The sequence below is a fragment of the Actinomyces lilanjuaniae genome (assembly GCF_003606385.1).
GTDB classification, from domain to species: Bacteria; Actinomycetota; Actinomycetes; order Actinomycetales; family Actinomycetaceae; genus Actinomyces; species Actinomyces lilanjuaniae.
This window is the reverse complement of record NZ_CP032514.1, coordinates 769358-788556: the sequence shown is the minus strand read 5'-3', so window position 1 is coordinate 788556 and position 19199 is coordinate 769358. Positions and strand designations below refer to the sequence as shown.

The 19199-nt window shown below is 71.2% G+C and carries 16 protein-coding genes; 4 read left to right on the top strand and 12 right to left on the bottom strand.

Translation table 11 applies throughout. From position 1 onward, the window contains the following. Positions 1 to 375 precede the first annotated feature (375 nt). Positions 376 to 1665 carry a class I SAM-dependent methyltransferase gene (locus tag D5R93_RS03445; RefSeq protein WP_119837075.1) on the top strand — a complete coding sequence of 430 codons (1290 nt, stop codon included), beginning with the start codon at positions 376 to 378 and terminating at the stop codon, positions 1663 to 1665. Between the two features lie 139 nt (positions 1666 to 1804). Next, the gene (locus tag D5R93_RS03440) at positions 1805 to 3094 is read left to right on the top strand and encodes a glutamate--cysteine ligase (protein WP_119837074.1); all 1290 of its coding nucleotides are present in this window, start codon (positions 1805 to 1807) and stop codon (positions 3092 to 3094) included. Here D5R93_RS03440 and tsaD read toward each other — a convergent pair. The 11 genes from tsaD to glmS form a co-directional block, all read right to left on the bottom strand. Continuing rightward, on the bottom strand, positions 3035 to 4081 hold the full coding sequence (gene tsaD / locus D5R93_RS03435; protein ID WP_119837094.1) for a tRNA (adenosine(37)-N6)-threonylcarbamoyltransferase complex transferase subunit TsaD: 1047 nt from the start codon (positions 4079 to 4081) through the stop codon (positions 3035 to 3037). The two genes, D5R93_RS03440 and tsaD, sit on opposite strands and share 60 nt — an antisense overlap. Positions 4082 to 4227: 146 nt before the next feature. Next, positions 4228 to 4998: a succinate dehydrogenase/fumarate reductase iron-sulfur subunit gene (locus D5R93_RS03430; protein ID WP_119837073.1), complete on the bottom strand. Its 771-nt coding sequence runs from the start codon at positions 4996 to 4998 to the stop codon at positions 4228 to 4230. Beyond that, complete coding sequence (locus D5R93_RS03425) at positions 4995 to 7037, bottom strand: fumarate reductase/succinate dehydrogenase flavoprotein subunit (protein WP_243106919.1); 2043 nt, start codon at positions 7035 to 7037, stop codon at positions 4995 to 4997. The genes D5R93_RS03430 and D5R93_RS03425 overlap by 4 nt, the downstream gene beginning before the upstream one ends. Positions 7038 to 7056: 19 nt before the next feature. Next, complete coding sequence (locus D5R93_RS03420) at positions 7057 to 7839, bottom strand: succinate dehydrogenase cytochrome b subunit (protein ID WP_119837071.1); 783 nt, start codon at positions 7837 to 7839, stop codon at positions 7057 to 7059. 225 nt (positions 7840 to 8064) lie between these two features. After that, positions 8065 to 8601, bottom strand: coding sequence for a ribosomal protein S18-alanine N-acetyltransferase (gene rimI, locus D5R93_RS03415; RefSeq protein ID WP_120203825.1), 537 nt, complete (start codon positions 8599 to 8601; stop codon positions 8065 to 8067). Beyond that, positions 8585 to 9352 (bottom strand): tRNA (adenosine(37)-N6)-threonylcarbamoyltransferase complex dimerization subunit type 1 TsaB, encoded by a 768-nt coding sequence (gene tsaB / locus D5R93_RS03410; protein WP_120203822.1) that lies wholly within the window; start codon positions 9350 to 9352, stop codon positions 8585 to 8587. The genes rimI and tsaB overlap by 17 nt, the downstream gene beginning before the upstream one ends. Positions 9353 to 9370: 18 nt before the next feature. Then, on the bottom strand, positions 9371 to 10324 hold the full coding sequence (locus D5R93_RS03405; RefSeq protein ID WP_162933806.1) for a hypothetical protein: 954 nt from the start codon (positions 10322 to 10324) through the stop codon (positions 9371 to 9373). A 4-nt stretch (positions 10325 to 10328) separates the two neighbouring features. After that, positions 10329 to 10982 carry a tRNA (adenosine(37)-N6)-threonylcarbamoyltransferase complex ATPase subunit type 1 TsaE gene (gene tsaE / locus D5R93_RS03400; RefSeq protein ID WP_120203816.1) on the bottom strand — a complete coding sequence of 218 codons (654 nt, stop codon included), beginning with the start codon at positions 10980 to 10982 and terminating at the stop codon, positions 10329 to 10331. A gap of 2 nt (positions 10983 to 10984) precedes the next feature. Further along, complete coding sequence (gene alr, locus D5R93_RS03395; RefSeq protein WP_243106918.1) at positions 10985 to 12334, bottom strand: alanine racemase; 1350 nt, start codon at positions 12332 to 12334, stop codon at positions 10985 to 10987. Positions 12335 to 12373: 39 nt separating this feature from the next. Next, positions 12374 to 14371, bottom strand: coding sequence for a bifunctional ADP-dependent NAD(P)H-hydrate dehydratase/NAD(P)H-hydrate epimerase (locus D5R93_RS03390; protein ID WP_243106917.1), 1998 nt, complete (start codon positions 14369 to 14371; stop codon positions 12374 to 12376). An 8-nt stretch (positions 14372 to 14379) separates the two neighbouring features. Continuing rightward, positions 14380 to 16272 (bottom strand): glutamine--fructose-6-phosphate transaminase (isomerizing), encoded by a 1893-nt coding sequence (gene glmS, locus D5R93_RS03385; protein ID WP_120203812.1) that lies wholly within the window; start codon positions 16270 to 16272, stop codon positions 14380 to 14382. A 121-nt stretch (positions 16273 to 16393) separates the two neighbouring features. Between glmS and coaA the strand changes: the two genes are divergently transcribed. Continuing rightward, positions 16394 to 17383 carry a type I pantothenate kinase gene (gene coaA, locus D5R93_RS03380; RefSeq protein ID WP_182911410.1) on the top strand — a complete coding sequence of 330 codons (990 nt, stop codon included), beginning with the start codon at positions 16394 to 16396 and terminating at the stop codon, positions 17381 to 17383. 135 nt (positions 17384 to 17518) lie between these two features. Here the strand turns inward: coaA and D5R93_RS03375 are convergent, their stop codons facing one another. Further along, entirely contained in the window at positions 17519 to 18451 is a 933-nt protein-coding gene (locus D5R93_RS03375; protein WP_119837065.1) for an aldo/keto reductase, read from the bottom strand. Between the two features lie 101 nt (positions 18452 to 18552). Here D5R93_RS03375 and D5R93_RS03370 point away from each other — a divergent pair, with 101 nt between their 5' ends. Next, complete coding sequence (locus D5R93_RS03370) at positions 18553 to 19194, top strand: TetR/AcrR family transcriptional regulator (RefSeq protein WP_119837064.1); 642 nt, start codon at positions 18553 to 18555, stop codon at positions 19192 to 19194. The last annotated feature ends 5 nt before the right edge of the window (positions 19195 to 19199 follow it).

The window sequence follows — 19199 nt, the reverse complement described above, 5'->3', positions numbered from 1 at the left end:
GCAGCTGGCCGCCGTCGCGGGAGCCGACCAGAGACAGGTGGAGCGCAAGTCGCAGATCGCGCCCACCACCCCCGACCGGGCCCAGCCAGAGCGGGAAGCGCCAGGACACGGCCTGCGCCTGGCCAGAATCTACGACGGTGTTAGCACTCAGTCAATGCGAGTGCCAACATGTCCTCCTGGTTTCGCCAACGGCGTCAGTCACCCGCCGGGCTGTTCCCGCGCTGCCCCCACACTGTTCCGTACCGCTTCCGGGGCGTCCTTCTACCTCACCTGCTACCTCACCTGCGCTGCTCCCCTACAGCCGTCCCATCACACCACCGCACCGCCCCGAGCGCCTGACCCGGCTGCGGGCCCGGCCGTGACATGATCACCCCGATGGCCACCTCCGACCTCGCCCTGCTGCTGACTCCTGAGGGGTGGGCGCTCCTGTCCTCCCTGCCCCCCTACGACCCCCAGCAGTCCCTGGCCCTGAGCCGCTCGCTACGGGAGGAGGGCCACGCCCCCGCCCTGGTGTCCGCGGCCCTGACCCAGCAACGGCTGCGCTCCCGGGCCACCGCCAAGTTCGGCCCCTTCGCCCAGACGATGCTCTTCACGCCCGACGGTCTGGAGCAGGCCACCCGCCTGACCGTGGCCGCCCACCACGCCGCACGCTACGCGGCAGCCGAGTCCGCTCGCGTGGCAGACCTCGGGTGCGGCATCGGCGGGGACGCCATCGCCCTGGCCGGCCTTGAGCTGCCCGTCCTGGCTGTCGATCGCGACGAGACCACTGCCGCCCTGGCCACGGTCAACCTCATGCCCTTCCCTCACGCCACTGTCCGGTGCGCGGACGCCCTGGAGGTGGACCTGGCCGCCGAGGGCGTCGACGCCGTCTTCGCTGACCCCGCGCGCCGCGCCGACGGCAGGCGGCTCACCAGCCCCGGGCAGTGGTCACCGCCGCTGGAGGAGGTCCTGGCCCTGCGCGGAAGGGTGGACGCCCTCGGCGTCAAGATCGCCCCGGGCACCGACCACGCCGAGCTGCCTCCCGACGCCCACGTGCAGTGGGTCAGTGTGGACCGCGACGTCGTGGAGGCCGCCGTGTGGTGCGGCCCCCTGGCTCCTGAGGGGCCGGGACGCTCCGCGCTGGTCCTGCACGACGACGGCTCAGGAGGCACCACCTCGCACCTACTGAGCGATCCCGACGGCACCGACCCCTCGCTGCCTCCCGCCCAGCTCGACCCCGTCGTCTCCCTTGAGGACCTCGGCCCCCTCATCCACGAGCCCGACGGCGCCGTCATCCGTGCGGGCCTGGTGGCCCTGGCCGCTGAGCGCCTAGGGGCACGACCTGTCGGTCCTCGCATCGCCTACCTGACAGGCAGCACCCCGGCAGGTCCCGGGCTGTCACCCTTCCTACGCTCCTGGCACCTGCGCGAGGTCCTGCCCCTGCGTCTCAAGGCACTGCGCTCACGAGTACGCGCCCACGGGATCGGCAGCCTGGAGATCCACCGGCGCGGCGTGGAGGTCTCCCCGGAGGCGCTACGCGCCTCGCTGCGGCTGCGCGGGAACGCCAGTGAGACCTGGCTGGTGACCAGGGTCGGCAGCAGCGCCAGAGGAGTGGTCCTCGTCGTCGAGCCGACCAGCGCTGGACACCCAGTCCGCCCTGTCCCTGCGGACGACACCCCCCTGTGAGCCCCCTGTGGCGTCTCACCGCGCACCCGCCCGGCCAGCCGCTCTGGCCGGCACCGCCTCGCAGCCACCCCCGCCCCTCATCATTGACCCGCCACGTCTGACAACCCGTGACTCGTCCCGGTCCACCCAAGGAGAACCGATGTCCGTATCCCGCACCGCACCTCCTGCGCCCCCCGCTCCAGCCTGTGACGCGGCGGCTCGTGCGGCGGACCACCCGCGCCGCCACCGGCTGGCCTTCGCCTCCTCGCCCCGCTCCACCCTGGGCGTGGAGTGGGAGCTGGCCCTCATCGACCGTGACAGCCTCGACCTGCGTCAGTGCGCGGCGGAGGTCCTCGCTGCTGTCGGGGACGACCCGCACATCCACGGGGAGATGATGCTTAACACCATCGAGCTGGTCTCCGGGGCGCGCTCCACCGTGAGTCAGTGCATGGAGGACCTTGCCTTCGCCTTCGACCGGGTCCTGCCGGTGACGAACCCCCTGCGGGTGGACCTTGCCTCGGCTGGCACCCACCCCTTCGCCGACCCGCTGGTGCAGAAGGTCACCGACGCCGAGCGCTACGCGCGACTGGTGGACCGCACCCGGCTGTGGGGGCACCAGATGCTCATCTTTGGCACCCATGTCCACGTGGGCGTAGAGGAGCGTGCCAAGGTCCTGCCGATCCTCAGCGCCCTGCTCACCCGTACCGCCCACCTACAGTGCCTGAGCGCGTCCTCGCCCTTCTGGGCCGGGACTGACACCGGCTACGCCGACAACCGGGCCATGATGTTCCAGCAGCTGCCCACAGCCGGGGCACCCGAGCAGCTCGGCTCCTGGGAGGAGCTGGAAGGCTACACCGGCGACCTCATCCGCACCGGCGTCATCGAGGAGTTCTCGGAGATCCGCTGGGACGTGCGCCCCTCGCCCCGTCTGGGTACGATCGAGGTCCGTGCCTGCGACGCCGCCACGAACCTCACCGAGCTGGCCGGGGTCGCCGCCCTGACCCAGTGCCTGGTAGAGGACTTCTCCCGCCGCCTGGACCGGGGCCAGGAGCTGGAGTCCATGCCAGACTGGTACGTGGCGGAGAACAAGTGGCGATCGGCCCGCTACGGAATGGAGGCCGTCCTCATCGTCAACGCCGCAGGCGAGGAGGAGCCGGTGGCAGACACCATTACGCGGATGCTGGCAGAGCTGGCGCCCGTGGCCGAGGACCTGGGGTGCGCGGCCGAGCTCGACGGCGTGCGTGCGACCTTGGAGACCGGGGCCTCCTACCAGCGCCAGATCGCCGCCGCCCACGCGGCAGGAGGCATGAAGGAGGCTGCGGTCAGGCTCCTGCTCGCCGAGGCCCGGGCAGGCCGCCCGCTGCGCCCCGCCGAGGTGCTCTCCTCCGCCTCACCGCACCACCGTGACGTCCAGCGGCATGCTGGAGTCGGGACCGAAGCCCATGGGTGAGGGGGGCAGGCCCGACCGCACTGCCGCCGCTCCCAGGGCCGCAATCTGTGCCCCGTTGTCGGTGCAGTAGCGCGGCGGCGGGATCCGCAGGTCCAGTCCCGCAGCCTCGCAGCGACGGGCGGCCAGCTGGCGCAGACGGGAGTTGGCGGAGAAGCCGCCCCCGACCACGAGCGTGTCACAGTCGTAGTCCAGGCAGGCCTGCACCGCCTTAGCCGTCAGGGAGTCGTTGACGGCCTCGGAGAACGCCGCGCACACGTCGGCCCGGCGGACCTCCTCACCGCTGCCCTGAGCGGACTCGACGTGACGGGCTACCGCCGTCTTGAGACCTGAGAAGGAGAAGTCGTAGCGGTGGCGCTGCCTGTCCTTGGCCGCAGCCAGCCCCCGGGGGAAGCGGACTGCAGTGACGTCCCCCTCACGGGCCAGCCGGTCCACGTGCGGTCCTCCCGGGTAGGGCAGCCCCAGAAGACGCCCGACCTTGTCGAAGGCCTCGCCTGCGGCGTCGTCCAGCGTGCCCCCCAGCTCCTCGACGTCGGCAGCAAGGTCGCGCACGCTCAGCAGGCTAGAGTGCCCGCCGGAGACGACCAGCCCCACAAAACGCTGCGGAAGCGACTCGCCTACCAGCCCGGCCACAGCCAGGTGCCCCACGACGTGGTTGACGCCGTACACGGGTACCCCCAGGGAGGCGGCCAGCGCCTTGGCAGCCGAGATACCCACCGTCAACGACCCGACGAGCCCGGGGCCGGCACTGACCGCGACCGCGTCCACCTCCTCCAGGTTGACTCCCGCCTGCTCCAAGGCGGAATCCAAGGTGGGCAGGAAGGACTCCAGGTGGGCGCGGGAGGCGATCTCGGGGATGATGCCGCCGTAGCGCGCGTGCTCCTCCATGGAGGTGGCCGTCACCTCGCTTAGGAGCGTCTCGCCACGCACCAGCGCCACGCCGGTCTCGTCACAGGTGGACTCGATACCGAGGATCAGGGGACTGCTCACGGCAGCCAGCCTAGCGCCCCGAATGCGGCGCGCACGCCCCGCCTGCTACACGTCTTCAGCCTGCTACCCACACGGGTAGGCTCCCGCAACGCCGCGCATCCGGCGCTCCGGCCGGGTCGCCCGCCCTGACGATGTGCAGCAGGAGGTCAGTGGGCCTTCTGGCCCTTCCACAGGGCGTGGCCCAGGTCGCGGTTGAGGCGGGAGATGACCTCCAGAGGCACCGACTTGGGGCACACCGCCGCGCACTCACCGATGTTGGTGCAGCCACCGAAGCCCTCAGCGTCGTGCTGGCCCAGCATGCTCACCACCCGCGCCAGGCGCTCAGGCTGTCCCTGCGGCAGCAGGCCCAGGTGGGCGATCTTGGCGCCGGTGAACAGCATGGCCGACGCGTTGGGGCAGGCAGCCACACAGGCGCCGCAGCCGATGCACGCGGCTGCCTCGAAGGCGGCGTCAGCCTTCTCCTTCTGCACGGGCACGGAGTGGGCCTCAGGCGCGCCACCGGTGTTCACCGAGATGTAGCCGCCCGCCTGGACGATGCGGTCCAGGGCGCTGCGGTCCACGATAAGGTCGCGCAGCACCGGGAAGCCAGTGGAGCGCCACGGCTCGATGGTGATGGTAGAGCCGTCCTTGAAGGAGGGATCCTCCGAGAGGTGACGCATGTGCAGCTGGCAGGTGGTGGAGCGGATGGGACCGTGGGCCTGGCCGTTGATGACCACGCCGCACTGGCCACAGATCCCCTCACGGCAGTCCGAGTCGAAGGCCACCGGCTCCTTGCCCTCGGCAAAGAGCTGTTCGTTGAGCAGGTCAAGGACCTCCAGGAAGCTCATGTGCTCCTCGATGCCGCTCATGGCGTACTCCTCGAAGTGCCCCGGGGAGTCCTGGTTCTGCTGGCGCCAGATCTTGAGCTTGATGTTCACTTGTAACTCCGCTGCTTGAGCTCGATGTCCTTGTAGATAAGGTCCTCCTTGTGGAGGACCGGCGGCTGGTCGTCCCCGCCCCACTCCCAGGCCGCCACGTAGAGGAACTCGTCGTCGTGGCGCATCGCCTCCCCCTCCGGGGTCTGGGACTCAGCCCGGAAGTGCCCGCCGCAGGACTCCCTGCGGTGCAGGGCGTCAATGCACATGAGCTCGGCAAGCTCAAAGAAGTCGAGGAGACGACCGGCCTTCTCCAGGGCCTGGTTGAGCTCGTCGGCCTGGCCCGTGACCCGGGCGTCGCGCCAGAACTCCTTCTTCAGCTCCCGGATCTGCCTGATCGCGGTGCGTAGGCCCTCCTCCCGACGCTCCATCCCGCAGTACTCCCACATGATGCGCCCCAGGGCCATGTGGAAGTCGTCCACGCTGCGGCTGCCGCGCAGCGCCATGAGCCGGGCGATGCGCTCCTCGACATCGCGCCTGGCCTGGGCGATCTCGGGGGCGCCGGGGTCAACCTTGCCCAGGCGCAGCATGTCCGCCAGGTAGTCGTTCATCGTGTCCGGCAGGACAAAGTAGCCGTCCGCCAGCCCCTGCATCAGCGCCGAGGCGCCCAGGCGGTTGGCGCCGTGATCGGAGAAGTTCGCCTCCCCCGCCACGTACAGCCCGGGGATGTTGGACTCCAGGTCGTAGTCCACCCACAGGCCGCCCATGGTGTAGTGCACGGCCGGGTAGATGCGCATGGGCACCTCGTAGGGGTCGTCACCGGTGATGCGCTGGTACATCTCGAAGAGGTTGCCGTAGCGCGCGGAGACCGCGTCGCGCCCCAGGCGGCCGATAGCCTCAGAGAAGTCCAGGTACACGCCGCGACGCATCATGCGCTCGTTGCCGGCAGGGTCGCGCTCCTTGATCGCCGGGCCGACGCCACGTCCCTCGTCACACATGTTCTTGGCCTGGCGGGAGGCGATGTCACGCGGGACCAGGTTGCCGAAGGCCGGGTAGATGCGCTCCAGGTAGTAGTCGCGATCCTCCTCGGGGATGTCACGGGGGTCCTTGTCACAGTCCTCGGCCCTCTTGGGGACCCAGATGCGCCCGTCGTTGCGCAGGGACTCGCTCATCAGGGTCAGCTTGGACTGGAAGTCACCGGACTGAGGGATGCAGGTGGGGTGGATCTGGGTGTAGCAGGGGTTGGCGAAGTAGGCGCCCTTGCGGTGCGCCCGCCAGATGGCGGTGGCGTTGCAGCCCATCGCGTTGGTGGACAGGAAGAACACGTTGCCGTAGCCGCCCGAGGCCAGTACAACCGCGTCGGCCAGGTGGGTGTCGATGGCGCCGGTGACCATGTCACGCGAGACGATCCCACGGGCGCGCCCATCCACAACGATAAGCTCGACCATCTCGTGGCGGCGGAACTCCGTGACGGTCCCGGCGTGCACCTGGCGCTCCAGGGCCTGGTAGGCACCAATGAGCAGCTGCTGGCCGGTCTGGCCGCGGGCGTAGAAGGTCCGCGAGACCTGGACGCCGCCGAAGGAGCGGTTGTCCAGCAGGCCCCCGTACTCACGGGCGAAGGGCACCCCCTGGGCCACGCACTGGTCGATGATGTTGGCGCTGACCTCCGCCAGTCGGTAGACGTTGTCCTCCCGGGCCCGGTAGTCCCCTCCCTTGACCGTGTCGTAGAAGAGCCGATAGGTGGAGTCCCCGTCGTTGCGGTAGTTCTTCGCGGCGTTGATACCACCCTGGGCGGCGATGGAGTGCGCCCGACGAGCCGAGTCCTGGTAGAAGAAGACCTTGACGTTGTAGCCCTGCTCGCCCAGGGAGGCTGCCGCCGCGCCCCCGGCCAGGCCGGAACCCACGACGATGACGTCCAGCTTGCGGCGGTTGGCCGGGTTGACCAGAGCCGCCTCGAACTTGCGCTGCTCCCAGCGGCGGTCGATGGGCACGTCATGGGGGGCCTTGGTGTCGGCGATCTTGTCGCCCTCGCGGTACAGGCCGTCAACGAGCCCGTCCGTGGCGGCCGGATCGGCGGTCGTCATCACAGTAGTTGCTGTCATAGTGGTCACCTGCTCACTCTCAGTGGGACGATCCGATGCCGGCCTCAGCGGCCCTGGTGGCGTACTCGACGGCGTCCATCGGCGGCTCGGTCAGGCCGAGGAGGATGGCGGTGGGTACCGTGAGGAAGCCGATGAAGAGGGCGAAGGCGACGACGAAGGCCACAAGCCGGATGAAGGGGATGGTGGTGCCGCGCACCGCTCCCAGGGTCTGCAGGGCTGACCACACCCCGTGCCACACGTGCAGGCACAGGGCCACCAGGGCGACGGCGTAGACGAGCCACACCCACCACAGCTGGAAGCCGTAGTACATGTTCATATAGGCGCGGCCGTGCTCGTAGTGGCCGCCAGGGGTGATGTGCAGGGTGGTGAGCTGCAGGATGTGGAAGATGATGAACAGCAGCAGGATGACCCCGCCCCAGCGCATGGTGCGCATGGCGTAGCGGGAGGCGAAGTAGTCGGCCCCGGGCTTCTTCACCGCGTACCTGTCCGAGCCGCGCGCCCTCCTGTTACGCAGCCACAGGTCAAAGGCGCAGCCCGCGTGGATCACCAGGCAGGCAAGCAGCACAACCCTCAGGATCCACAGCAGCCCGCTGTAGGGCAGGAGCGGCTGGAGGAGGGTACGCAGCCAGTACGAGTAGTGGTCGAAGGCAATCTCACCCTCGAAGTAGTGGGTGTTGCCGTACATGTGCAGGAGGAGGTAGACCATGAAGACGATGCCGGAGAACGCCATAAGGCGCTTCCTGAAGACCGTGGTGAGGAAAGCGGTCCGCCTCGGCGCGGGACGAGCAGGTGTTTTGGCCACGGCCCAAGACTATCCAATGACTGGCAGCTTCTTGCCCTATCAAGGTCCTACTGGCCTCCCGGGACTGCCCGGCGACACGTCGCCTCCACCGCATCGTTGCAATGACGCGCCCGGCCACTACCGCGCCACCAGACCGGGCGGGGTCTCCCGCGCGCAGCGGGCGCCAACACTGCACACGCTTTTCGTGACACCACCATCAGGCAAATCTGTGAGGCCGCCGCACTACTACACGACCTCGGCGCCGACAGGGCCAGTGGTCTCACGCAGCACCAGGCGCATGACCACGGCGTCCTCCTGCGGGTCGGCGTAGTAGCGGCGGCGGCGCCCGATCACCTCGAACCCGTGCGACTGGTAGAGCCGACGGGCCACGGCGTTGGACTCGCGGACCTCCAGCAGCACGGACCGGCAGCCCGCGCGGCGGGCGTCGTCAACCAGGGTGGTGACCAGGGTGCCCGCCAGCCCGCGGCGCCGGGCCCAGGGTGCTGTGGCCACGACCAGCAGGTCGGCCTCACCGGCACCGTCACCCAGGTAGGCACCCGCGTAGGCCAGGACCTCCTGCCCCTGTGCCGCCACGACGTAGCGCCGGTCCCCCCGGGTAGCATGGGCGTCAAGCTCGCAGCGCAGGAGTCGGGGGCTCCAGGCCTGGGTGGCAAAGACCTCCTCCTCCAGCGCGGCGACCTGGGCCAGGTCAGCGGGGTCATGTCCCGTACGCTCACGGGCCGGTGGACAGGCGAGTGCTCCTGAGTCACTGGCTGCCGCCACGGGCCGGTGGGACGTGGACGTCAGCGTGGCGCAGGTAGAGGGGGTCGGTAGGCAGCTGCTCGCCACGTGCCAGACGGGCCAGTGCCACACGCACCTGGGCGCGGCAGTCCCCGGAGACCGGGGTCAGGACCTGCCCCCCGCCCTCGGAGGTGGAGGAGAGGGAGGTGGGGGAGACTGAGGAGCGGATGACGGGGTAGAGGACCGCTCCCGAGCCCGCCACCGCGTCACAGCTGCCCAGGTCCCCCACGTCCTGGGGCGGGCACACGACGATCTCACCGAGCCGGATGACGTCGTCGGGGCCGAGTCCGCGGTAACGGGCGGCGTAGACCTCCCTGCGCCGGGCGTCGGTGGCGACCAGGACCACCGGGTCGACCACCGGGTCACTGACGGCATCGGCCCCGGTGAGGGCGTCCAGGGCCGCGCGGGCGACGGCGTCCAGGCTGGGCACCCCGTAGACGGGGACACCGCGCGCCCGTCCTACTGTTCTAGCGGCGACAAGGCCGGCACGCAGCCCCGTGAAGGGGGCGGGGCCGGTAGCGACGACGACGGCGTCCAGCGCCGCGTCCCCGGCCTGGGAGTCTGTAAGCACCTGAGCCAGCATGGGCCCCAGGGACTCGGCGTGCTGACGGGCACTGTCCTGCGCCATGTGCGCCAGGACGACAGGGCTGGTCCCACCGGTACCGGTGGGACCAGGGGCGGCGAGGACAGCGACCTGGGTACCCAGCGAGGAGTCGACGGAGAGGATACGCACAGGAACAGCCTAGCCAGGCTAGTCCTGTAGGTGGTTGACGTGGCTGTCCGGAATAGTGTCCGAGCCCAGGGGCATCCTCTGGCGGGCCTGGCGCAGCGGCGCAGTCACCCTGCGCTCATGACGCACCGTGACGACTACTGCCAGAACCCCGACCGCGACGACGGCGAGCACCGGCCCCCACACCGCCCAGCCTCCCGCCCCAGCCTGCACCTGGGTCTGAGAGGTGGAGACCACGGGCTCGGCACCGTTGCGCTCGCGCAGGACCTGGCCGTAGTCGACCAGGCTGATGGGCCCCGCCAGCAGCGTGGAGGACACCTCTCCCAGGGCGACCACGGTCATGGCCCCTGCGGGCTCCACCGCGTACCAGGCAGCGACCTCCACGTCGTGGACGAGGACGGAGGTGCCCAGACCTGCGACGTCCTCGGCCAGGGAGCCGTCAAGGACGACGTCGTCGTCAACGACGCTGGCGGAGGCCTCGTCCACCTCCACTACGACCAGCCCGACGGGCTCCTCGCCGACGGCCGCCGCAGCCGCCCAGCTGCCGACGGGCACGGGGGCTGCTGTCGGCTCGCTGCCGTCAAGGAAGCCTGGCGCCCACGCGTGGACCGGCCGGACCTGGCTGATCTCGACCTCCGCCTGCTGCTCACCCGTGTGCTGACGCACCAGCGTGGCGCCGACGTCGCTCATCCAGGTCTGCGCCACGTCCTCAGGGTCCGTGCCCGGCACAGCCGTGGAGGAGGCCGACTGCTCCTCGACCACGGCCGGGGACTCCTTCTGCGCAGGGCAGGGCACGCCCGGGGCTGCCGAGCCCACCGGTACCACTACCACCACCAGCACAGCCAGCACGACCAGGGCCGCAGGCAGCGGGTCCGCACCCGCCCGGGCCGGGTACGCGCGTGCGCCCGGCAAGCGCCCTGCTGCCCTCTCCCGCCGGGGCGGGCGCCGACCCGTCCCGCGACTCACTGTGCTCACCTGCTCACCCCTCACCAGGTACCAGGTCCGCAAGGCTGACGCCTGCCCACCGCTGGCCCACCGCCCGCACGACGACCTCGCGCGGGTCGCGCGGGTCGTCGGTCCGCATGAGGTCACCCTGGAGCATGTCGCCCGGAGCCTTGTCGGCCCCACCGGTCACCTGACCCTGGGCGTCACCCGGCAGCCGCCGGGGGCAGGTGTGGTCCTCACCCCCCGCACGACGCCGTACCTCGATCTCCAGACGGCTGTCGCTGAGGGACTCGGCCCTGCCCCGTCCCCACTCCACCACGGTGACGGAGTCCTCCATGGAGGAGTCCAGGTCCAAAGCGTCAACCTCCTCCAGGGACTCCAGGCGGTAGGCGTCCACGTGGATGAGGTCCGGCCCCGTCCCGAGGGAGGGGTGGACCCGGGCAATGATGAAGGTCGGGGAGGAGACCCGGCCACGGACCCCCAGGGCCGAGCCGACCCCCTGGGCCAGGGTGGTCTTCCCGGCCCCCAGGTCCCCGCTAAGCAGGACCAGGTCTCCGCGGCGCAGCAGGGCAGCCAGGCGGGAGCCCAGGGCACGGGTTGCGTCGGCGTCCGCGGTAGTGACAGTGACCTGGGCGACCTGGGAGGTCTGACGGGCCTGGGTGTCCTGGGAGGGCTGCCGGGTGCTCATACCTACTCCTCGCTGCCGGTGGGCTGAGCGTAGCCTGTCGCGCCACCCGCAGGGAGGTAGTACCGGGGGACCCGGGGTCCCAGACGGGTGACGATCTCGTAGTTGATCGTGTCGCAGGCCCGGGCCCACTCGTCAGCCGTGGGGACCGGGGGACCGTCCGGCCCCGGGGACGGCGCCCCCCACAGGACCGCGACATCCCCGGCTGCTGCCGGGGCAGGCACCGCGACCCCGTCCGGCCCGGCCGCCGGCCCCAGGTCGACAACGACCTGGTCCATGCAGACCCTGCCCACCACCGTGGTCCGGTACCGCCCCACCGACACCGGGCCGCAGGAGGAGGCGGCCCGCGGCACGCCGTCGGAGTACCCCAGGGGCACGACCCCCACCCAGCGGTCGGTCGGCGCCGTCCAGGTCCCCCCGTAGGACACGGCCTGGCCCGCTGCGATCCTCTTGACCAGGGTCAAAGGAGCCTCCAGGCGCATGGCCGGGCGCAGACCCAGCTCCTGGCCGGAGACCAGCGAGGGGTCAGGGCTGAGGCCGTACAGGCCGATACCTGCACGGACCAGGTCCAGACGGGCCTGAGGGTGCCACAGGAGCCCGCCGGTTGCCGCCAGGTGGCGCAGCCGGGGCCGCAGCCCCGCCTGCCGGACGACCTCCTCCCCCGCCCGGAACCGCGCCAGGTGCTCCTGGGTGGAGCCAGAGGCGGGCTCGTCAGCGCGGGAGAGGTGGGACCACAGACCCACGACCACCAGGCCCGAGGCCTGCTCCTCCTCACGCAGCACGCGGGCCACCTCCGCCAGGTCCTCTGCCACGGCACCGCCCCGGGACATGCCGGTGTCGATCTTGAGGTGGACACGTGCCCTCACCCCCTGGGCGCGGGCACCGACGGCCACAGCACGCGCCTGGTCCACAGTGGCCACGGAGAGGTCCAGGTCCGCGTCCAGAGCCGCTCTCACCGACGAGCCGGGGCGCGCCGCCTCCTGCGCCGTCACGACCGGCAGGATCCAGGTCAGCAGCCGTGGAGCCCGGCTGGTGGGCACGGCGTCCGGGCCGGGCTGCGGGCGGGCCACGCCCGCCTCGTCCAGGAGGCGTCGCAGGTGGAGGGCCTCTGCCAGCTGGGCGACACCGAGCCAGGTGGCCCCGGCGTCCAGGCAGGTGGTGGCCACCGGCCCCAGCCCGTGCCCGTAGGCGTCGGCCTTGACCACGGCCATCCATGGCGTGCCCGCAGCCCGCGCGAGCACGGCGGCGTTGTGGGCCACAGCCCCCAGGTCCACCACGGCACGCGAGGTCGCGGCCGGGCCGTGCACGAGGTTACCGGCGCCGAGGGCGCTAGAGGGGGGCTGCCAAGTAGTCACGGCACAGATTGTCGCACCACTGTCCGACGTCCTCGAGCGTCACCGGGACCCGAGCACCAGCGTGGCCCAGGCCTCGGGTAAGGCGTCGGCCAGGTCCAGGGCGGCCACCGGGTGGCCCACCGGGCAGGCCGTCGAGCGGCCTGCGCCCCTGCCCTCCCCAGCCTCCCCGGCCCCGGGATCACGGCGCCGGGCGGCCACGACGCCCGCCTGCGCGTGCAGCCGCACTGCCGAGGAGACCACGGTGCCCACCACCTCGGACAGAGGCGGGCCACCTTGCTCAGCCCGGGCGGCCGCAGCAGCCAGAAGGGCTCCCAGCACTCCCGCCAGGACGTCACCGCTGCCCGCGGTGGCCAGCCAGCCAGGGGCGTCACGGACGCTGACCGCAGGCCTGCCCGGCGTGACCACCAGGGTCACCGCCCCCTTGAGCACGGTAGTGGCACCGGTCAGCCCGGTCAGCTCCTGCGCGGCAGCCAGCGGCTGGCGGCTGACCTGCTCCCGACTCCACGGCGAGCCCAGGGATGTCAGCAGGCGGGCAGCCTCCCCCGCGTGGGGAGTCAGGACGTGCTCGGGGCCGCAGGCCAGGCCCTCGTCAACGAGACCGGGAAGCAGGGCCAGCGCCCCGGCGTCAATGACGGCAGGAGCAGCGCAAGCAGATACTCCGGTCCCCCTCGGTGCGCCAGCCCCCCTCGGCGCCCGGGCGCCACCGGGAGGATGCTCACAACCCACCTGCGCCAGCACCTGGCGCAGCACCTGGCGCAGCGCATAGGCACGTGGACGGTCCTGCGGCTCGGTGCCCGGACCGACGACACGTGCCTGGCAGCGTCCGGCACCAGGCACGACCTCCGGACGACGGGCCAGCACCAGGTCCTCCACCCGCCTGGGCGCACTCAGCCGCACCATCCCGGCTCCCGCCCGTACCGCTGCCGAGGCGGCCAGGACCGCGGCTCCCGGGTAGCTGTGGCTGCCTGCCCACAGTCCCACGACGCCACGGGTGTACTTGTGGTCAGCCGGGCCGGGAGCGCGTAGGGTCGCCGACAGGTCGGCCCAGGAGGGCAGCACCGCGATCGGCTCCCCCTGCGGCACGGGCAGGCCGAGGTCGACCACTTCCACCTCACCCGCCAGGTGGCAGGCCGGAGGCAGGCACAGGGCGCCCTTGAGGCAGGTGAAGGTGACGGTGCGGTCGGCCGGGAGCACCGGGCCGGGAAGGGTCCCGTCGTCCGCGTCCGTGCCGCTGGGAAGGTCCACGGCGACGACCCGCCAGCCGCGCCCGCGCAGCCCCGGGGAGCACGCAGGCGCACCTACCGCGGCCGGAGTAGCCAGGGCCGGGGCCTGGCCCCCTGTGCCCTCCCTCACCTCGCCAGCCTGCGAGAGGCCTGTGGTCCCGGCGTTCCCGGCAGAGTCCTGGGAGAGGTCCCCCGCTGTGTCCTCGCAGAAGCCCCCGGCGTCCCCGGCAAGCTCCTCGGTCACAAACGGGGCGACCAGGGCGGCAGCCTGAGGGCGCAACGGGCCGGCTCCTCCGGTCCCGGTCAGGCCGTCAAGGACAACTCCCCCCTCGCGCCTCACCAGGGTGATTGCTGCCAGCGCCTCCTCAGACAGCGGCAGGTCGGCAGGGTCGGCGCAGCCAGCAGGGCGCGAGGCGCTCGAGGCGGTGGCCTCCACCACCGCCACCCCGGTCTGCCTGGCCTCCTCCACCGCCCAGGGCAGCGGGTGCCGGGTGCCCAGCAGCGCGGTGACAGTACAGCCACGGCGCGCCAACAGGGCACAGGCCAGGAGCGTATCCGCCCCGTTGCTTCCTCCGCCGACAAGGGCCAGGACCCGGCCCCCGGCGACACCTCCCCGCACCCGGCGCAGCTCGGCGCGGCAGGCCCGGGCCACCGCGTAGGCCGCCGCCCGCATATACCGGTCGGTCCCGGAGGTCAGCGCCGCCTCAGCGGCGCTGACCTCCGCCACGGGGTAGGCCCTATCCGGGGTGCAGGTGGACGAGCGGGTACGACGGGCGGCGCAGGAGCGGTCAGGAGACCTGGAGGGGACCGGCACGGCGGGCCTCACTCCACGGTGACGGACTTGGCCAGGTTGCGCGGCTGGTCCACGTCCAGCCCCTTGGCCTGGGCCAGGGCCGCGGCGAAGACCTGGAGAGGCACCACCGTGAGCAGGGGCATCATCAACGTCGGGGTGGCGGGGACGCGGATGATGTGGTCGGCGAAGGGCTCTACGGCGGAGTCGCCCTCCTCGGCGATGACGATGGTGCGCGCCCCGCGCGCCCGGATCTCCTGGATGTTGGAGATGACCTTGCCGTGCAGGACAGGACGCCGCGGGGTCGGCACGATGACGAACACCGGCAGGCCCTCCTCCACCAGGGCGATCGGCCCGTGCTTGAGCTCTCCAGCAGCAAATCCCTCGGCATGGACGTAGGCCAGTTCCTTGAGCTTGAGCGCTCCCTCCAGGGCGACGGGGAAGCCCACGTGGCGCCCCAGGAACAGGAAGGAGGACTCCTGGGCCAGCCGGGCGCCCAGGTCACGGACCTGCGGGGCCTGCTCGTCGAGGACGCGCTGGATCGCGGCGGGCATGGCAGCCAGCCGTTCCAGGTAGTCGGTCACCTCGTCGGCCCACTTGTTGCCGCGCAGCTGGGCAAGGTAGAGACCCAGCAGGTAGCAGGCGGTGATCTGGGCCAGGAACGCCTTGGTGGAGGCAACCGCGACCTCCGGCCCGGCGTGGGTGTAGAGGACCGCGTCAGCCTCACGGGCGATGGTGGAGCCGTAGGTGTTGACGATAGCCAGGACCTTGGAGCCCTGCTCCCGGGCGTGGCGCACCGCCTGGATGGTGTCCATGGTCTCCCCGGACTGGGAGATCGCCACAGTGAGGGTCTTCTCGCTGACCACAGGGTCGCGGTAGCGGAACTCGTGGGCCAGCTCGACCTCCACCGGGACCCGGCACCAGTGCTCGATGGCGTACTTGGCGACGTGCCCGGCGTAGGCCGCCGTCCCGCAGGCCACCACAATGATCTTGTCCACGCTGCGCAGGACCGCGGGCTCGATGCGCATCTCGTCGAGCTGGAGCTCGCCGTGCTCGTCCACCCGCCCCAGCAGGGTGTCGGCCACCGCTGTGGGCTGCTCGTGGATCTCCTTGTCCATGAAGGTCTCGTAGCCACCCTTGACGGCGGCGCTGGCGTCCCAGGAGACCTCCCAGGTGGCGGGCTCCACCGCCGCGCCGTCGCGATCCCACACGCGCACCTCCTGCGCGCTCAGCGCCAGGACCTGGTCGTCGCCCACCTCGGCCGCACGCCTGGTAAAGGCCACGAAGGCGGCCACGTCGGATCCCAGGAAGTTCTCCCCCTCCCCGAGACCGATGACCAGGGGGCTGGAGCGGCGGGCCGCCACGATGGTGCCGGGCGCGTCGGAACTGAGCGCCAGCAGGGCGAAGGTACCCTCCAGCCGGGCGGTCACCGCGCGCATGGAGGCCACCAGCACGGCGGTCGCGTCGGCGCCCTCCCCGGCCAGGGCCAGGCGCTGGCCGTAATCCAGGTCCAGGACGTGGGCGACCACCTCGGTGTCGGTGTCGGAGACGAGCTCGCGCCCGGCGGCCTCCACCTCCTCGCGCAGCGCGCGGAAGTTCTCGATGATCCCGTTGTGGACCACCGCGACCCGCCCGGCCCGGTGCGGGTGGGCATTGGCCGTGGTCGGCCCCCCGTGGGTGGCCCAGCGGGTGTGGCCGATCCCAGCGGTAGCAGGTGCCGGGGAGGACTCCTCCAGCCGCTCCCGCAGACCTGCCAGCTTGCCGGCAGCCTTGACCACGTCCAGGCCCGCAGGCCCGGCCAGGGCCACCCCTGCGGAGTCGTAGCCTCGATACTCCAGGCGGGACAGGCCGTCAAGGAGGACAGTCAGGGACCGGTCGGAGCCGGTCGTGTTCAGGGGGCCGACATGGCCAACAATTCCACACATACCTAGATGGAACCACGACCAGCCCTACGGTGCCAGCGACCTGGGCGAGACACCGGTGTGATCCGCGACAGCGCACGTGGCCCGACGTGCCCAGGAGGCGGAATTTTGCCAGACTGAGCCGGTGCCCCCGCCAAGCAGTGAGCCGAGCCGATGGCTGTCGCCCTACATCGAGCTGAGCCGCCAGCAGTGGTCAGCGCTAGCCTCCGCCACTCCCTTACCGCTGAGCCAGGCTGACGTAGAGAAGCTACGCGGTCTGGGAGACCCCATCGACCTAGCCGAGGTAGACGCCGTCTACCGCCCCCTGACCGCGCTGCTGCAGGACTACGTCGTCACCACACGGGAGCGCGCCCGCCGGACCTCGGGCTTCCTGGGGATCGACGAGCCCCCGACCCCCTTTGTCGTGGCGGTAGCCGGGTCGGTGGCGGTCGGCAAGTCGACGACGGCACGCCTCATCGCCCACCTGCTCTCGCGCTTCCCCGCGACGCCTCGGGTGGACCTGGTCACCACTGACGGCTTCCTGCTGCCCAACGCCACCCTGGAGGAGCGAGGGCTACTGACCCGCAAGGGGTTCCCCGAGTCCTACGACCGCCGTGCCCTGCTGGGCTTCGTGGCGGCGGTGAAGTCGGGAGCGCCCCGAGTGAGCGCCCCGGTCTACTCCCACACGGTCTACGACATCGTGCCCGGAGAGGTCATCACGGTTGAGCGCCCGGACGTCCTGGTGCTGGAGGGGCTTAACGTCCTCCAGCCCGCACCCCGCCTACGGCACGAGGCGGCCGCTCTCGGCTCCTCCTACCGTCCCCAGGCCCTGGCCATCTCGGACTACATCGACTTCTCGATCTACGTGGACGCCGACCCGGCCGACATCCGGCGCTGGTACCTGGACCGCTTCCTCACCCTCAAGCGCACCGCCTTCACCGACCCGCGCTCCTACTTCAGGCGCTACGCCGACGTGCCTGACGACATCGCCGTGGCGGCAGCCAGCAGGATCTGGGAGTCGGTCAACCTGGTCAACCTGCAGGAGAATATCGCCCCCACCCGAGACCGTGCCACGCTGGTCCTGCGCAAGGACGCCAACCACCACATGCGCGAGGTCCTGCTGCGCAAGGCCTAAGGTCTGAGGCGCCGGCAAGCCCCTGCCTGGCCCCCTCAGGGCCGACAGACAGCATCGCAGCCGCACCGTGGCGCGGCTCCTGTCTCACGAAGCCGCGCCACGGTGCGGGTCAGTGCGGGTGACACGGGTGCGAGCTCAGAAGCGGCTGGCAGCGGCCACCGCGTCCAGGCGCTCCACCTGCTGGGGCGACAGGCGCACGGTGGACGCCCCCAGGTTGCTGCGAAGGTTGTGCGGCTTGGTGGTACCCGGAATGGGCACCACGTCCTCCCCCTTGGCCAGCAGCCACGCCAGCGCCACCTGCGCCGCGCTCGCCCCGACCTGGTCAGCCACCTCCTGGACCACGGCCACCTGCCGCATGTTTGTCCTCAGGCCGTCCCCGCGCCACCGCGGCATGAACCGCCGGTAGTCCAGCCGTCCCAGGCGCGTCGTCGACGAGGGATGACCGGTGAGCATGCCCTGCCCCAGGGGGCTGTAGGCGACCACGCCGATACCCAGCTCGCGGGCGACGCCGAGGACCTGGTCCTCCACCTTCCTGCGGAAAAGAGACCACTCCATCTGGAGGGCGGACAGGGGGTGGGTCGCGTGTGCCCGACGGACCTCCTCAGCGGTGGCCTCGCTCACCCCGAGGTAACGTACCTTACCCGCCTGGACGGCCTCGGCCATCGCCCCGATGCTCTCCTCGACCGGGACCTTGGGGTCGACACGGTGCAGGTAGTACAGGTCGATCCAGTCCGTCCCCAGACGTCTGAGGGAGTCGTCCACCGCACGCCGGATCGTCCTGGGCCGCCCGTCACGCCCGGTGGGGATCCCGAAGACCGGCAGCGAGGTCAGCCCGGTCTTGGTCGCCACGACGACCTCGCTGCGACGACGCCCCAGCGCCTGCCCCAGCAGCCTCTCATTGTTGCCGTGACCGTAGGAGGCGGCGGTGTCAAACAGGGTGACGCCCTCCTCCACGGCCAGAGTGATGGTCTGGCGGGCCAGGCCCGGGTCCGCGTAGCCGTACGCCCACGACATGCCCAGGCACCCTAGACCGATGTCACTGACCTCCAGCTCTCCCAGGTGCCGCATACTAACCTCCTCATAGAATGCGAGTACTTGCTCGCAAAGCAGGTTACGGGCGAACAACGGCGCTCGCAAGGCCTGGGCACCGGTTCCGATACGCTCTCAGCATGCCCTCCACGCCCCCCGCCACCGTGCCAGCCGCCAGCCGCCAGCCGCGCCGCCAGCGGCGCGGGCTGGAGAGGATGGAGCACATCCTCGACGCCGCGACCACCGTCATCGACCGGGTCGGCTACGAGCGCACCACGACTAACGCCGTCGCCGCCGAGGCGGGTATCTCACCCGGGTCCCTCTACCAGTACTTCTCGAACAAGGACGACCTGCTCTCCGCGCTGTGGGCCCGCTACGTCCACGAGCTGAGCACGGTCGTGGGCAGCATCGACCTGGAACGGGCGGGAGACCGTGCGGGCATGACGCTGGAGGAGCTCACGGAGCGGCTGGCCGGGCCGATCCACGCCTTCAAGACCGCCAACCGCGCCTTCGCCCGGCTGGCGCACAGGGCGGCCCAGGACGAGGAAGGACCTGCCGCAGCCCGCCAGACCATCCGCGAGCTGCGAGACCGCTTCGTCGAGGTGCTTGCCCAGCGCAACCCGGACACGGAGCACGCACGGCTGGAGACCGCCGCGGCCATGGCCTTCGAGCTGTTCCGCCCCGCCGTAGCGGTCGACTCGGTGACCGGTGACCCCGCCCAGGACCTGGCCGAGGTCAAGCTGGCCATCGTCTCCTACCTGCGGGGCCGGGGGGTGTCCTGACCCCA

What these genes read in the sequence shown, in the direction of transcription:
- D5R93_RS03445 (WP_119837075.1), top strand. Translation starts at nt 376, where the DNA reads ATGGCCACCTCCGACCTCGCCCTGCTGCTGACTCCTGAGGGGTGGGCG.
- D5R93_RS03440 (WP_119837074.1), top strand. Translation starts at nt 1,805, where the DNA reads ATGTCCGTATCCCGCACCGCACCTCCTGCGCCCCCCGCTCCAGCCTGT.
- D5R93_RS03425 (WP_243106919.1), bottom strand. Translation starts at nt 7,037, where the DNA reads ATGACAGCAACTACTGTGATGACGACCGCCGATCCGGCCGCCACGGAC.
- tsaE (WP_120203816.1), bottom strand. Translation starts at nt 10,982, where the DNA reads ATGAGCACCCGGCAGCCCTCCCAGGACACCCAGGCCCGTCAGACCTCC.
- glmS (WP_120203812.1), bottom strand. Translation starts at nt 16,272, where the DNA reads ATGTGTGGAATTGTTGGCCATGTCGGCCCCCTGAACACGACCGGCTCC.
- D5R93_RS03375 (WP_119837065.1), bottom strand. Translation starts at nt 18,451, where the DNA reads ATGCGGCACCTGGGAGAGCTGGAGGTCAGTGACATCGGTCTAGGGTGC.
- D5R93_RS03370 (WP_119837064.1), top strand. Translation starts at nt 18,553, where the DNA reads ATGCCCTCCACGCCCCCCGCCACCGTGCCAGCCGCCAGCCGCCAGCCG.